General features: G+C 35.8%; 12 protein-coding genes. 1 reads left to right on the top strand and 11 read right to left on the bottom strand.

Annotated features, from left to right (window positions below):
• Positions 1 to 190 precede the first annotated feature (190 nt).
• The gene (pyrF, locus tag G600_RS0101310; RefSeq protein ID WP_027430315.1) at positions 191 to 1,114 is read right to left on the bottom strand and encodes an orotidine-5'-phosphate decarboxylase; all 924 of its coding nucleotides are present in this window, start codon (positions 1,112 to 1,114) and stop codon (positions 191 to 193) included.
• 247 nt (positions 1,115 to 1,361) lie between these two features.
• Here pyrF and G600_RS0101305 point away from each other — a divergent pair, with 247 nt between their 5' ends.
• On the top strand, positions 1,362 to 2,318 hold the full coding sequence (locus G600_RS0101305) for an alpha/beta fold hydrolase (protein ID WP_081669367.1): 957 nt from the start codon (positions 1,362 to 1,364) through the stop codon (positions 2,316 to 2,318).
• Between the two features lie 144 nt (positions 2,319 to 2,462).
• On the opposite strand, the gene G600_RS0101300 is transcribed toward G600_RS0101305, so the two are convergent.
• The 10 genes from G600_RS0101300 to G600_RS0101255 form a co-directional block, all read right to left on the bottom strand.
• On the bottom strand, positions 2,463 to 2,924 hold the full coding sequence (locus G600_RS0101300; protein WP_027430313.1) for a leucine-rich repeat domain-containing protein: 462 nt from the start codon (positions 2,922 to 2,924) through the stop codon (positions 2,463 to 2,465).
• A gap of 384 nt (positions 2,925 to 3,308) precedes the next feature.
• On the bottom strand, positions 3,309 to 5,318 hold the full coding sequence (locus tag G600_RS14865; protein WP_027430312.1) for an HD domain-containing phosphohydrolase: 2,010 nt from the start codon (positions 5,316 to 5,318) through the stop codon (positions 3,309 to 3,311).
• A gap of 73 nt (positions 5,319 to 5,391) precedes the next feature.
• On the bottom strand, positions 5,392 to 6,354 hold the full coding sequence (locus G600_RS0101290; RefSeq protein ID WP_027430311.1) for a calcium/sodium antiporter: 963 nt from the start codon (positions 6,352 to 6,354) through the stop codon (positions 5,392 to 5,394).
• Positions 6,355 to 6,529: 175 nt separating this feature from the next.
• A complete protein-coding gene (locus tag G600_RS0101285) occupies positions 6,530 to 8,257 on the bottom strand; it encodes a methyl-accepting chemotaxis protein (protein WP_027430310.1) in 1,728 nt (575 codons plus the stop codon).
• Between the two features lie 92 nt (positions 8,258 to 8,349).
• Positions 8,350 to 10,986, bottom strand: a complete 2,637-nt coding sequence (locus G600_RS0101280; protein WP_027430309.1) for a heavy metal translocating P-type ATPase — start codon at positions 10,984 to 10,986, stop codon at positions 8,350 to 8,352.
• Positions 10,987 to 10,998: 12 nt separating this feature from the next.
• Entirely contained in the window at positions 10,999 to 11,361 is a 363-nt protein-coding gene (locus G600_RS0101275; protein ID WP_155885911.1) for a metal-sensing transcriptional repressor, read from the bottom strand.
• Positions 11,362 to 11,643: 282 nt separating this feature from the next.
• Complete coding sequence (locus G600_RS0101270; RefSeq protein WP_027430307.1) at positions 11,644 to 12,372, bottom strand: hypothetical protein; 729 nt, start codon at positions 12,370 to 12,372, stop codon at positions 11,644 to 11,646.
• 45 nt (positions 12,373 to 12,417) lie between these two features.
• Complete coding sequence (locus G600_RS0101265; protein WP_027430306.1) at positions 12,418 to 13,281, bottom strand: lysophospholipid acyltransferase family protein; 864 nt, start codon at positions 13,279 to 13,281, stop codon at positions 12,418 to 12,420.
• A gap of 15 nt (positions 13,282 to 13,296) precedes the next feature.
• The gene (locus G600_RS0101260; protein WP_027430305.1) at positions 13,297 to 14,256 is read right to left on the bottom strand and encodes a glycosyltransferase family 8 protein; all 960 of its coding nucleotides are present in this window, start codon (positions 14,254 to 14,256) and stop codon (positions 13,297 to 13,299) included.
• 4 nt (positions 14,257 to 14,260) lie between these two features.
• Entirely contained in the window at positions 14,261 to 15,130 is an 870-nt protein-coding gene (locus tag G600_RS0101255) for a glycosyltransferase (protein WP_027430304.1), read from the bottom strand.
• Between the last annotated feature and the right edge of the window lie 9 nt (positions 15,131 to 15,139).

Raw genomic sequence — 15,139 nt, 5'->3', positions numbered from 1 at the left:
CTTAACTTTTTGCGGGAGAAATTTAAAAGCAAGCTTTTAAATTCGACCCAGGAAAAAGTTTAGTACCGCTACGAGACGTAATAAGCGAAAGCGTGTTTTTTTTAGAAAGAGCCACCCCTTTATATATATCAAACTAACCAAGCCCAGCTAAGTTTGATTCTTATCAAAACTCAGGCAGCTACTCGCTTCTCTACTTACCAAGAGCCCCGTTAATATCCGCCTTCATATCCATCACAGCCTGTCTTGCTGCATCGCCAAAGTTCTTATCACCAAACTTAGCATATGCATCCTTTGTATATGCTGCAATAATTCCTCTTGAGCTGTTAACGATTGCACCTAAACCGTCTGGGTTAAAGAAATCTACTAAGTCCTTACCCTGACCACCCTGAGCACCGTAACCAGGTACTAAGATGAAATTCTTAGGCATAATCTTACGAAGTGCTCTACCCATTTCTGGATATGTAGCACCGACTACAGCACCAATGTTAGAGTAATCTCCATCCATTGAAGCCTCGCCCCATTCTCTTACCTTCTGACCAACTACTTCGTAAAGTGGCTTGCCATCAATTAATCTATCCTGAAATTCTCCTGAAGAAGGATTAGATGTCTTAACAAGAATGAATAAACCTCTGTCATTCTCATTACAAACCTTAACAAATGGATCGATACCATCTGAACCAAGATATGGATTTACTGTTGCAAAATCCTCATCGAAAGGTGTGAATTCCTTAGAACCAACCTTAATCTTACCAATATGAGCGATTGCATAGCTCTCTGAAGTTGAGCCAATATCGCCTCTCTTAACATCACCAATAACTACTAAGCCCTTTTCGTGGCAATAGTCAACAGTTCTTTTAAATGCTACCAAACCAGGAATACCAAATTGTTCATACATGGCAATCTGTGGTTTAACAGCTGGAACAACATCATAAATCTTATCGATGATTTCCTTGTTAAATCTCCATATAGCCTCACTTGCGCCTTCTAAACTTTCGCCATACTCCTCAAAAGCAGCCTCCTTAATGTGCTGTGGAATGAACTTCATCTGAGGGTCAAGACCTACAACGATTGGTGCATCTGTCTCAACAATTTTCTTAATTAATTTACTAATCATAATTTTTCCTTTCTCTCTTAAACATAAATAGTATATGCTCTTAGGTCATATCTTCCTGTTTGGATAAAAAAAATTACGTACAACTTTCTTATCTGAAAAATTATACAGTAATAAAGCCCAAAATACAACATCAAATTTTGGGGGAATTCCTTAGAAGTCACCTTTTATGCCGGCTAATTAATCTTGTTTTTAATTAACTAAAAATGTATAATAAGTACAGTGAAAAACTGAATAAAGAGTAGAGGAAATGAAAGGACAACGACATAATATGGGAGAACGAAACTTTATATCATGTGACCAAAAATCAAATGTACACGTGATGATTTGGAAGCCTGATAAGGCTCTTTATCCAAAACCAATTGCAATTTTACAGATTGCGCATGGCATGGTGGAGTATATCGAAAGATATGCGGACTTTGCACATTTTCTTACACAAGCAGGAATCTTAGTGGTAGGCAATGACCATCTGGGACACGGTCATACTGCAAGCTGCGATGAGGACTTAGGCTACTTTAGACACGAGAATCCAGAGAATGCGCTGGTTCACGACATGCACCACTTAACTAACATAATCAAGGCGAAATACCCTAATGTGCCATATTTTCTATTAGGTCACAGCATGGGCTCTTTTATGACAAGAAAGTACATTAGCATTTACGGAGACGAACTTGATGGCGTGATTCTTTCTGGCACAGGAAACCAGGCAAAGCCATTGATCTCATTTGCATTAACATTAACTAACATTATCGGCTTATTTAAGGGGGAGCGTCACCGCTCACAGCTTCTTGCAAATGCCATGATGTCAAGTTACAACAATAAAATCAAGAATCCAAAGACTCCAAGCGACTGGATTAGCCGCGACGAGGAGATTGTGGACCGCTACGTGCACGATAAATACTGCACTTTCCTATTCACAATCAATGCCTACAAGGGTATGTTTAGAACTATCAAGTATATCTCAAAGCAACACAACATCGACAAGATTCCAGCAGATTTACCTATGCTTATGGCTTCCGGCACTATGGATCCAGTAGGTGGCTATGCTAAGGATGTGAAGAAGCTCTATCAAAGATATTCTAAGCGCATTAACAATATCACTCTTAAGCTCTACGAGGGCGACCGCCACGAGATTTTAAACGAACTTGATAGAGAGACAGTTTATCAGGATATTTTAAATTGGATTTTAGTCCAGCTTGGAAAGTAGAAACTACACCAGTTTAAGATTTAAGACTTAAGCTTTAATATTCAATCAGAACAATAATAAAAGCCAACTAATTGAAAGCATTGCAATCCGTTAGTTGGCTTATTTTTGACTTACATTTAAATTATGAAAATGTATCTAGCCCCACTATTCTGTCACAGCCGTTGCATTAGCTGCGCCCCAAGGGGCTCCTGTGACAAAGCCGCTATAATACTCTACATTTTCAATATTTAGGCAAGCGTTAATTCCTATGCTTACCATGTTTTTCGGGAAGCGAATTGTAGTTACACCACAATTTGCAAAGCTCTCAGAGCCTACGGAAATTAGGCTATCCGGCAGTGTGATTTCTGTTAGCTTACTGCAATTATAAAAAGCTCTGTTGCCTATCTTTTCAAGACCATTTGGAAGGCTGATGCTGGTTATATTGTTGTTGTCGCTAAAGGCATTGTCTGCAATTGACTCAACCCGCTTTCCATCAATAGTCTCTGGGATAACCACAAGGGCGGCATCCTTTCCCCAGTCAGATAGTCCAAGAATGGTAACTTCATCATTTTCATCAATCTCATAGCTAAAGATCTTTGGCTTTATTATGCTTTTGTTCTTGCTCATTAGCTGTATTACTCCGATTATGGATATAATCAGCACAATGCCTATCACTAGGCCAATTCCTATGGATATGAGATTTTGCTCTGTTTTAGATTTGAAATTATGTCTTCCCCTCTTTTTCATAGTGCTCCCCCACTCTTATTTTGTAAAGCGGACATTCGGAATCCGCTTCGCTACTTCCTCATGAACGCAGTGGCACTTTGTGCCACCTGTCAGAAGGGGCTTTAACCCCTTCTGACACTAGTAAGCTTTATACCCCCGCTTAAAGCTTACGCTTTTGAAGCGGGGGATTGCTTACACTGCGTTCAATCGCCGATTCATAGGCCAATGTCGCCTGCAAAAGCAAGTCTTACCGAATCGGATATAAATTAACAAGTCACAAAAATCCTATCTTATAACCTTAGTTACAAAAACCTCCACTAGCTTTGGATCAAACTGGCTTCCGCTAAAATCTATAAGTTCTTTTACAGCCTCTTCCTTTGTAAGAGTCTTTCTATATGGTCTATCGTGGGTCATAGCATCGTAAGCATCTACAATAGAAAAGATTCTTGCAAGGAGGGGAATGTCCTCTCCTTTAAGACCATCAGGATAGCCGCTACCATCATATCTTTCATGATGTGAACGAATGGCATCGGCGATGCCTTCAAGCTCCTTGGCTGCCTTTGCAATTCTATAACCCTTTTCTGCATGGGTTCTCATAAGCGCCTTCTCATCCTCGTCAAGTGCTCCATTTTTCATAAGCACAGAGTTTGGAATTGAAACCTTACCAATATCATGAAGAGTAGCAAGCATGGCTAGCTGTCCCATCTCTAATTCTGTTAAATCAAGAGCCAATGCAAATTTATTACAAAGAATTCTCTCTCTTTCAATCTGCTTATCAGCACCTGTGTCATACTCGTTAAGTCCCTGCTTTAGAGAGTCCACAAGGGAGCTTCTAGCTGAATCCTTCGACAACATTTTCTTATTACGCATAGAAGTTATGGCGATGTTTACATTGGTGTCTACTGGTTCATTTTTATTAAGAGCCACAAGACCAAATTCCGCAGTAACTCTCATCTTCTTTGTAGAAAGTCGCTTCTGAATTGTCTCCATAATCTCTTCCATCTCAAGGTATAGTGCCTTATCCCTCTTTCTTGAAAGGATTACGATGTTACCACCATCAAGACGTGCTATGAAATCCTTCTTAGAAGTTTTTTCTGTTAAAATGTTGGCAAAGCCCATAAGTACTCTATCTCCCACGTCCTGACCGTAATTGTCATTAATACGGCTTAAATTATCTATATCTGTGACGCAGATTGTAAGGTAGTTGTTTAGATTTTTGGCACACTCTCTGTAAAAGCTGCGCTTGTTATAAAGTCCTGTTAGAGCATCAAAGGTAACTGATCTTTCCAAGTCATCATAGGCCTTTGTTAAATCCGTTACATCCTGCATTACAAGGATTACGCCTAGTAATCTCCTCGCACTACTATAAAGCTTGTGAACCTTACACTCATAGATTTTTTCATTAACAATCCAAGTAAATTCAGTCTTTGCGGCAAGGTCTTTACATTTTTTATTAAAGATAAACCATTCAATAGTCTGATCCCTGTTATCAAGTTCAATATCTGGGAAAATCTCTGCTAGGGCTGTATTAAAATCCGCAACTACGCCCTCATAATCAAAAAGAATTACCGGCACCCTCATGTGGTCAATAATCATGGTATGAGTGATATGAAGCATTGTTTTTTTTGAATACCAGAAGGTGTTCCAATAAAGCAACACTCCCAACAAAGCGTAAAACAAAATAGAAATATCAAATCGAATATCCACATAATCTGAAATAAAAAGATACTTTACTAATAAAACTGATATGCTACCAATGATTAAAGAACTGTATCTTCCCCAGTAAACATAAGGGATTCGAAGACATTTTATAAATAATATAGATATAATAAATGCCAAAATGAAAATGTCATAGATAGCATGAATTGCAAAGCCTGTACTTGCCTCATAGCCTAAAACATAGCCGTTACCCACCATGTTATAGCTAAATTTTAGTGCTCTTTCATTGAAAATGTTCATAATAAACACGAAGGCATCTGCAAGCCCTACAATAATAAAGATCCACTCAACTACTGTTAAATAGAGATTTCTAAGTCTTGTAAAATCCACACAGTAGTGAAGCAAACTAATAAGTAAATAATCTTGGAAAATTAAATTGATACTAACGCCTATGGACATTACTGTGTAATCGTTAGTCAGAAAATTTACGGAATAACTAAGAATTGATCCAATAGCACAAAATGAAGCCATAAGTAAACTTTTACCTATAGCTTCATGTTCTTTATATACTTTAATCATGAGTCCGATTAACATTACAGCTGCTGCCCAATATAATACTAGTAAACCAACGTTCATAGACTCCTCCCCTTTACAACAAATGATTTAACTATATTATAACTATTGCAGCTGTTTTAATCAAGTAATTATGCTACTTTACAAGCAAATAAATAAAGTAAGCAAAGTAGGAAATTAGTAACACAAATCCACCTAATCTATTAAGTTCCTTCTTTCTTACTACGCAAAGGAATAAAATCACCATAACAACTGCTGCGATGATAGAATCCACAATAAATGCTGCCTGGAAAGTAACAGGAATAATAAGAGCAGAAGTACCTACAACAAATAAGATATTAAAAATGTTACTACCGACAATATTACCAACTGCAAGATCTGCACTACCACGTCTTGCTGCTGTAACAGATGTTACAAGTTCAGGAAGTGAAGTTCCTAATGCTACGATTGTAAGACCAATAAGTCTATCTGACATACCGCAAATCTTAGCAATTCCCTTTGCACCATCGACTGCTACATTTGAACCAAATACAATTAAGACAATACCAATAACGATTAAGCAAAGTAACTTCCAGATTGGTAACTTCTTACCTGCTTCAATTTCATCTGATTCCTCTGCTTCGCCATTATCCTTATTCTTCTTAGTCCAGATAAATAAGTAAGCAAGATAGCCAATAAATAATACCCATAAAATAACACCATCTACTCTGCTAACCTGACCATCAAGACCAAGTACTAAAAGTACAAGTGTTACTGCAAGTGTAAATGGAATATCAATAAAAATTGTTGTCTTTAAAACAGCAATAGTTGTTATAACCGCTGTTAAACCTAGAATAATAGCAACATTCATAATGTTACTACCAACTACATTACCAATTGTAATATCGGCACTGCCCTTAAACGCTGATGTAATACTAACAGCGGCTTCTGGAGCTGAAGTACCCATAGCTACAATTGTCAAACCTACAATAATTTCTGGAATACCTAATTTAACAGCTAATCCAGCAGCGCCTTCTACAAACCAATCCGCGCCTTTAACTAATAAAGCAAAGCCCACAACTAAAAATAAAATGAATTTTAATAGGCTTAAAATATCCATATTCATTCCTCCGATTTATTTTTTAATATATTCTGTTACATAATTTTGTAACAATATATTAATGATATGTAATTTCTTAATCTAGGTCAATTTTTTATACTGAACTTTAAAAATCGGAAACGTGCAAATTTCGCACGTTTCCGATTTTTTGTGTGTATTTTATATACTTATGGTATTAACGGCCTCTAATCTTAAAATGTTTAACCTCATCTGCAAGGGTATCTGCTTCCCTATCGATTTCCTTAGATACTTCGTAAACATTTCCAACACTAGACTTAATCATATCTGTTGTAGCAGCAATCTCTTCACTGCTTGCTGCATTTTCCTCTGCCGCTGCTGAAAGAGAAGTTACTAAGTCATTAACCTGTGAGAAGTTTGTATTAATAACGTCATTAACCTCTGTAATTCTCTTAATAGCTTCATTAACCTTATTAATAGAATCAACAATATCTACAAACTTACCTCTAGTAGCCTCAACAGACTCATTCTGTAAATTAACGTTATCTTTAACTACCTTACTCTGTTTATCTGCTAAATCACTGGCCTTCTTTAAGGCATCTAACATTTCATTAATTGTGCTAGCAGAACCTGCTGACTGCTCTGATAACTGTCTAATCTGTTCTGCTACAACAGCAAAACCTCTACCTGCCTCACCTGCTCTTGCTGCCTCAATAGAAGCATTTAATGAAAGGAGATTTGTCTGAGAAGCAATATCTGTAATAAGGGAACTTGCCTCTCCAATCTTTGTAGCAGATTCTGTAATTCCTGTAAGCAAAGAGAAAATCTGATTGAATGACTCTAGAGATGCCTTTGTAACCTCCATAAGTCTTTCTACTTCCTTCATACCTTCTGCTGTTACATTATCAATTTCACCGGAAGCATCTGCAAGGTTTTGAGATGCATTTCCATTCTCATCAATAAGACCTTGAATATCATTCATGTTGTTAGATAACTGAGTAATATCACCAGCCTGTGTTGTGGCTGTTGTAGCCATATCATTAACAGCCTGAGCCACTGATTCAATCTGCTCATTACAAACTGAAGCAAGTTGTGAAATATTTCTACTTGAAGCTGAAACGCTATCAGAAGAATCATAAATCTGACCTACAATATCTGATAATCCTTCCTGTAGCTTATCTGCCGACTTAGATAAAGAACCAATTTCATCGTTATTATCTAGAATAAATGGGTCAAAAGCCAAATCATTATTAGCTAAAGTATTAATATCATCATCCACCTTAACAAGATTAATTCTAATATATCTAATCATTAAGGTATCCATAATAATTACAATTATATAAAGGATAGCTGCAACTACACCTGCTGCAAAAATAGATTTTGCAATCGAAGCTTCATTATCTGTTTTTGAATTTGTTGCATAATCACTAATAATATCTTGTATAATCTCAAGTTCATCCCTTGCTGCTATTAAGTTATTCATCTGAAGAGATATATCTCCTGTAAAAGTTGAGAAATCGTAAGCATCATTACCAGTATTATAATAATCCCAGAAGGCTTCTATGGCTTTATTAATACTAGTTCCTTCATAAACATGGCTTCCAATTTCTGGATACTTATCAATCAAGCTTTCAACATTACCAATATGTTCTTCAGTTGTCTTTAGATAACTATTAAAATTCTCGATTAATTGCGCTCCCTTATCAGAGCGTGAAGAAGCATAAATTATAAAATACAATTCTACAGTAGCAGCTCTACAAAGATCTCTATCTGCAGATAGTACCTCTGAACTAACTGTATATAGCTGCTCATAATAAAGCTTCTCACTATCCTTAGTAGTGGTTTTTACCATACTTGCAAAATAGCCTGTTAAAAAAAGCCCAATTAAGCCTAATGGAATAACCATAAGCATAAGCTTACGTCTAATGTTAAGGTGCTTAAACATATCTTGATCCTCCTAAATATGAACTTATATCACGAAAATACCTAGATAAATTATAGCACCTTTATCATTCTAATTCAATCAAAATAATACCATTAGTTAATAGCAGTTACTGTATAATCCTTAGCTTCAACTGCTGCCTTTAATGTTTCATTAGAAACCTCACTTGTTAACTCAACTACTGCCTCTCCTGCCTCATGGCTAGCTGTTGCCTTGACTACTCCATCAAGAGCCTCAAGAGCCTTAACAACAGATGCCTCGCAATGTCCACACATCATACCTGTAATTTTAATTGTTTTCTTCATAGTATTTACTCCTTTAATTAATTCTTTATTTTGCAAACTCTCAAGGTCAAGGTCTAGTTTCTTAACCTTAACCTCAAAAAATTTAGCACTTACTTCATTGCTTAATTGTGTTTGATTATCCTTACGCATCCTAAATAAATTAAGTCTTAAAGCATTAGTTACAACACAAAAGCTTGATAAACTCATGGCTGCTGCACCAAACATAGGATTTAGGCTCCAACCAAATAAATGAATATAAACTCCCGCAGCAAGAGGGATTCCGATTATGTTATATATAAAAGCCCAGAATAAATTTTCATAAATATTCTTAAGCGCCTTCTTAGATAATTTAATAGCAGCAACTACGTCCGATAAATTGCTCTTCATAAGCACCACATCTGCTGACTCAATAGCCACATCTGTTCCTGCACCAATTGCAAAGCCCATATCAGCTGATACAAGAGCTGGAGCATCATTTATTCCATCTCCTACCATAAGAACCTTGCCCTTGGTTTTAAGCTCGTTAATAACCTTAGCCTTTCCCTCTGGAAGTACTCCAGCAATAACCTCATCAAGGCCTGCTTCCTTACCGATTGCCTTAGCTGTAAGTTCATTATCTCCTGTGATCATTACAACTCTAAGGCCCATTTCCTTTAAATCCTTTATAGCCCTAGCTGAATCCTCTTTAATTATATCTGCCACAGCAAGTATTGCTAAAAGCTCCTTATCCTTGGCTAGGAAAATAGCTGTCTTACCCTCACTAGATAATTTCTTAGCATAATCGCTAAACTCCTTAAAAACAGGAGCTTGTTTTTTTATAAAACTTTCATTACCTGCAAAAATGTATTCGCCAGTATTTAATTTACCCTTTAAGCCGTTACCTGAAACCGCCATAAAGTCAGTGATTTCCAGCGCTTCTATATTTCTTTCCTTAGCATAGTCTACGATTGCCTTAGCAAGAGGATGTTCTGACTTAGCCTCAAGGGAATAAATAAGTTTTAAGGCCTCATTAACATTTGCATTAGTATTAATAATAATGTCTGTAAGACTTGGTTCACCCTTAGTTATAGTACCTGTCTTATCAAGAGCTACAATCTGCATCTTTCCTGTCTCTTCAATAGAAACTGCAGTTTTAAACATAACGCCATTCTTAGCTCCAACACCACTTGCAACCATAATAGCTACAGGTGTTGCAAGACCAAGTGCACAAGGACAGCTAATTACAAGAACTGATATTGCTCTTGCTAGAGAAAATGCTAAATCTTCACCAAGTAGCATCCAAACAATAAAAGTAATAATAGAAATTCCAATTACTATTGGCACAAATACTGCTGAAACCTTATCTGCTACCTTAGCAATAGGAGCCTTAGTTGCTGCTGCGTCTGAAACCATCTGAATAATCTTAGAAAGAGAAGTATCTCTACCTACTCTAGTAGCCTTAACCTTAATAAAGCCTGATTTATTAGTTGTAGCTGCAAATACTGTATCATTTACTTCCTTATCCACTGGAATACTTTCTCCTGTTAGAGCTGATTCATCGATACTTGTATTTCCCTCTAAAACAAAGCCATCAATTGGTACATTCTCACCTGGTCTAACTGCTACCACGTCTCCTACCATAACCTCTTCAATAGGGACTTCCACTTCAACCCCATCTCTAATTACATTAGCCTTCTTAGCTGCAAGCTTAAGTAAGCTCTTAAGAGCATCGGTCGTTCTACCCTTTGAAATGGACTCTAATAGTTTACCTACTGTAATAAGTGTAACAATCATTGCTGCTGACTCAAAATAAAGATTATGTGCATAAGAATGCATTCTCTCCATATCACCCAAAGTCATAGCATCTGTCATTGCAAAAACTAAGATTAATGACCATGCAAATGAAACACCAGAACCTAGGGCAACTAAAGTATCCATATTCGGAGCTCCGTGAATCACTGATTTAAAACCACTAACAAAGAACTTCTTATTGATATACATAATAATAGTTGCAAGAATCATCTCAATTAGCGCAATAGCAATTATATTGTCTTCTAAAAAGCCAGGTAGCGGCCATTTAAACATCATATGTCCCATGCTAAAGTACATAAGCACTAATAAAAATACAATTGAACTTACCAATCTCTTAATAAGAATAGGAGTTTCTCTATCTACTAAGCTATCCTCTATTCCTCTTGTCTGGCTTGATGCTTGATGAGTGCTAGCTCCTGTCTTGTCACTTCCATTAGCTTCTGCATCTGCGCTTCCATCATCTCTTTTACTAGCTCCATAACCTGCATTAGTTACGGCCTTAATTATGTCTTCTTCCTTGGCAGTTCCTGTAATACCCATAGAATTAGTAAGTAAACTGACTGCACAAGACTCCACGCCATCTACCTTGCTAACCGCCTTCTCGACTCTGGCCTGGCATGCAGCACAGCTCATACCTGTAATATTATACTGTTCCATAATCTTCCTTCCTTACTTTATGAATTTCTGAATAGTTCTAACTAATTCATCAACAGACTCATCCTTACCCTCTTTAATATCATTAATGACACAAGATTTAATATGATTAGCAAGTAGTAGCTTACTAAAGCTATTAAGGGCTGAACTTGCAGCACTTACCTGATTAAGTACATCTATACAATAAGCATCTGACTCAATCATCTTCTTAACGCCTCTAATCTGGCCCTCAATTCTACTAAGTCTGTTAATTAAATCCTTATATTCCTTATCAGATCTTTCCTTAGTTCTGTTGCCACAATGACAACAGACTTCATCTGCTGAAATCTCTACAAGCTTATCTGCTTCTTTATTTATCTTATCTGCATTATCTGGCATAAAAACACTCCTTTAACTTTAAGTCTACTCTAAGATATATAATACCCCATGGGGGTATACCTGATTTATTTCATATAATATACCCCCACGGGGTATATGTCAAGGGCTTTCCCCACCTGTTGCAATTTCATATTGCAACCTAACGCCCACCGATTTGCGAAGCAAATTCTTATGTGGGCTTTCCCTACCTGTTGCAACTTGGCATCAAAAAAGTAGCTCTACCGCTGCCCCAAGACAACAATAAAGCTACTTACACTTCGTTACTTTTCTATATTTTACTGATTATCGTTTCTCCACATAACCCCTATCTGCAAACCACTTGTGCATATAATTTGTAATATAAAGGGTATCAAGAGTATAAATGTGAGGACCAAAGCCCGTCTCATCATATCCAAAATTCATGTTAAACTTTCTGCCTCTAAAACGACCACATTTAAAACTCTTAGATAGATTAACTCCTCTTCTATTTAAATCTCCATTAATACTAGTATATAAATCAAGTTCATTATAAGTACGATCATTATTAATTCGATACATTTTAGTAAAAACATCATTACAACTAGAAGCACCAAGACCTCTAAAATACTTAGTATTCATCCAGTTAAAACTAACATCCATCCAGTTACCATAAACCCTAACAATAAATCTATCATCAATAAATCTAGCGTCATTATATAAGTCACTAATAGAATATATAACATTATTTACAGGATATTGATACTCGCCTTTGTGAATACCTTTCTCAACAACAGGGAAGAAGACAAGACCAATCATTAAATATAAAAGACCAAAAGGCAATAAAAAACAACTGATATAAAAAGAGCCATTAACACTAGTAGCAACTCCATTAATGTATGCATTAGTGTAAAAAGGATCATTAAAAGACATAGTCAATAAAACAATTCCAGCAAAAATACAAATAAAGCCAACAGCACTAAAAGCAATCCTTGGAATCTTTAAATTACTGCCCCATTTAACATAAAAATTTCTTTTTTTCTCATTTGGAAACATATAACACCTCAACTAGTAAAAAAATTTAAGCCGCTCCCTAAGCTTTTACAACCTCCAACCCGCTATATCGGTTTTCTCAAATTCATACTCCAACTTTTTCCCATAAGCATTCTCATAAGCTGTCTTCTTTTGCTCATAATCCTTTTGCATCATAAGAACGCTATTCTCCCTCTCTGTTAAGTTAGGATCAGGATAAATTGCTGGAAGAACATGGAGTCTGTATCTAACATTATCAAATTCAGCACCCGGCTTTCCTGTGCCAGGTTCATCAATCATCTCTGTAAAGAATGAAAGAATTGGTACGTTAAATTTTGCCGCATAAAAGTAAGCACCTCTCTTAGGTGGACGAGGCTTTCTGTAGTTATACCACATTTCTTGCTCAGGATAAATCAAAATTATTTCCTTTTTCTTAGTTAAAAGATGATTAAGAGTTCTATGAAAATGTCTATTCATATAGTCTTTATCTGGACTAATAGGAATTGTATCTGCATAATTTGTAAGAAATTTCAAGATTCCCTTCATTAAAAGATTCGTATCCTGACTTACAATAAACATCTTATGTCTACCTGCCTTTTTAAGGCCATATCTTACAATTGTTGTATCTACTGGATTAAAGTGATTACTTGTTGCAATAGCACCACCCTTGTAGTCCTTAATATTCTCAAGGCCAACTATCTCAGTTTTTGCATTTACTAGATCAGTAGCTATATCTACGACTCTTCTTGCAATAAAGTTTCTGTAAATATATGAAATGCTACATCTATGTTTAACAAACTTGCCTAATATGTACTTTCTTTCTTCTCTTGAAAGAATTGCATCATCTATTTCAACCTTATCATTAAAACGACCTTCTCTAGCCGCTTTAATAATATTTTCAATTACAATCTTCTTGCTATCTCCTACTGCCATAAAGTTCCCTCTCTTTTAAGCTAATAATCTAACTTTTTCTCCTGATTCATAAACCTTCTTAAAAGTTGCCTTTTCAGAATTTGCAATCTTTATAGATGCTTCAAGCATTTCATTGGTCTCTTTAGCATCAATATCCTTCTTTGTTTGATCATAAGCAGCTTTATAATTTAGGATTTCCTGATAATATTCGCTCTTTTTTGCATATTCCCAAAAATAGCTTTCATATTGAACTTCATCGTATTGCCATGGCTTGTCTGTTAAGTTGTAGTGGATGAGCTTAGGATTTTCTAAGACCGCCTTACCTTCTGTTGGCATAGCATCCCAAACATCACTTAAATACTTAATCTTGCCATGACACATAGCATTAATATAATCCTGGTCAGGAGCAATTGTATCGAAGTGATACTTGTTATATAGTCTAAGGAAATTTGATCCCATCTCCACTTCTCTTAATTTCTTAAAATCCATTAAAAGTACACCAGAGTTAATATATTTTTCTGCTGGCTTAATTCCAATTGCCTCTTCCATATAAGTTCTAAAAGGAGGAATATTGCAAGTAGAAGTATCTGCAATAGCTCCAATTAAATTACCTTCTAGGTCAATATTATAAAGTTCTGAGATGTCACCAGGCACAATAATATCGCTATCAATATAAATTCCCTTATCATATTCAGGGAACATATCAGGCAAGAATAGTCTAAAGTAAATAGTAATTGTTTGATAGATTTCTCTAAGGCCCATATTTACCTGTAAATCTTCAATTGTATCCTTCATCTTACAAAATTCGATTTCAAAGTTTTCTCTTGCAAGAGATGCAATCTTTCTTCTATTTACTTCACTTAATTCTTGATGAATTATATGTATTTTATAATTATTCTCCTTTGATGCATTTTCAATTAAAGAACAAAGCGCAACACTTAAAAATGGCGCATAATTATCATCAATAGCAAAAAATATAGGTACTGTCTGTCTCATATTATTATTCCCTTCCTCTTAAACAATTATCATTAATCTTTCTACTCTGATATTCACTAAGCAAACTACTATATCTGTCAAATAGTTCGTCATAGTCGTGTAGCTTTAATACCTCGTGAACTCTATCCATGTCCCAAGGTTTAACCGTTACTTGTCTAAACTTTGGAAAGAATCTAAAGGTAGTTGTAAAATGTCTAAAAACCGTATCGTTATGATCTCGTCTTTGGTCATTATACTTTCTTTCGCATTTCTTCTTAGCTATTGCAAGCTTATTTAAAGAACTTTGATCTGGCATTAACATTTGCTTAGAAATACATCTCATACGACTCTTCTTAAATAAGCCTGTCTCTCTAATCTTAGTCATATTAAGAAGCAAAACTCCGGAATTAAAGTAATCAAACTTTAGTAGTTTGGGTTTTCTTCTAAAAAAATGTTTACCATAATGGTCAAGTACACCAGCAAACTCATAATTATCTATATTCTGATGATAGAATTCACTAAAGTCCTTCTTTGCTAGTACATCTGTGTCTAAATAGAGTATTCTATCTGGTATTTCCTCAATCTCATCTGCATATAACCTAAGCATGCAGCAAGGTGTAAATCTTGTACCTAAGTTAGCCTCAGGTTTTTCTTTAGCAAAGAAAGCAGATACATCTATCTTCTTAATTGTTGAGCCATCTCTTCTAGTCTTAATATACTCTGACAAAAAATCAATAAATTCATTAGAAACAGCCTTATATTGTTTTCCTGCCATAGTTAATTCTAATGTTAAAACATAGATATTAAGCGGCTCTGTACTATTATCTAATAGTGAGATGGTAGACATTAATAGTCCTCGCTCCATCTTGCGGTCACCACAGTATAATATATTCATAAGTCTCTC

This window comes from Lachnospira multipara ATCC 19207 (assembly GCF_000424105.1).
Classification (GTDB): domain Bacteria; phylum Bacillota; class Clostridia; order Lachnospirales; family Lachnospiraceae; genus Lachnospira; species Lachnospira multipara.
This window is presented reverse-complemented; position numbering and strand designations above follow the sequence as displayed.

Excerpts from the sequence above, each read along its gene's own strand:
- G600_RS0101255 (WP_027430304.1), bottom strand. The coding sequence starts at position 15,130 with ATGAATATATTATACTGTGGTGACCGCAAGATGGAGCGAGGACTATTA.
- G600_RS0101290 (WP_027430311.1), bottom strand. The coding sequence starts at position 6,354 with ATGGATATTTTAAGCCTATTAAAATTCATTTTATTTTTAGTTGTGGGC.
- G600_RS0101260 (WP_027430305.1), bottom strand. The coding sequence starts at position 14,256 with ATGAGACAGACAGTACCTATATTTTTTGCTATTGATGATAATTATGCG.
- G600_RS0101265 (WP_027430306.1), bottom strand. The coding sequence starts at position 13,281 with ATGGCAGTAGGAGATAGCAAGAAGATTGTAATTGAAAATATTATTAAA.
- G600_RS14865 (WP_027430312.1), bottom strand. The coding sequence starts at position 5,318 with ATGAACGTTGGTTTACTAGTATTATATTGGGCAGCAGCTGTAATGTTA.
- G600_RS0101285 (WP_027430310.1), bottom strand. The coding sequence starts at position 8,257 with ATGTTTAAGCACCTTAACATTAGACGTAAGCTTATGCTTATGGTTATT.
- G600_RS0101275 (WP_155885911.1), bottom strand. The coding sequence starts at position 11,361 with ATGCCAGATAATGCAGATAAGATAAATAAAGAAGCAGATAAGCTTGTA.
- G600_RS0101280 (WP_027430309.1), bottom strand. The coding sequence starts at position 10,986 with ATGGAACAGTATAATATTACAGGTATGAGCTGTGCTGCATGCCAGGCC.
- G600_RS0101300 (WP_027430313.1), bottom strand. The coding sequence starts at position 2,924 with ATGAGCAAGAACAAAAGCATAATAAAGCCAAAGATCTTTAGCTATGAG.
- pyrF (WP_027430315.1), bottom strand. The coding sequence starts at position 1,114 with ATGATTAGTAAATTAATTAAGAAAATTGTTGAGACAGATGCACCAATC.
- G600_RS0101270 (WP_027430307.1), bottom strand. The coding sequence starts at position 12,372 with ATGTTTCCAAATGAGAAAAAAAGAAATTTTTATGTTAAATGGGGCAGT.
- G600_RS0101305 (WP_081669367.1), top strand. The coding sequence starts at position 1,362 with ATGAAAGGACAACGACATAATATGGGAGAACGAAACTTTATATCATGT.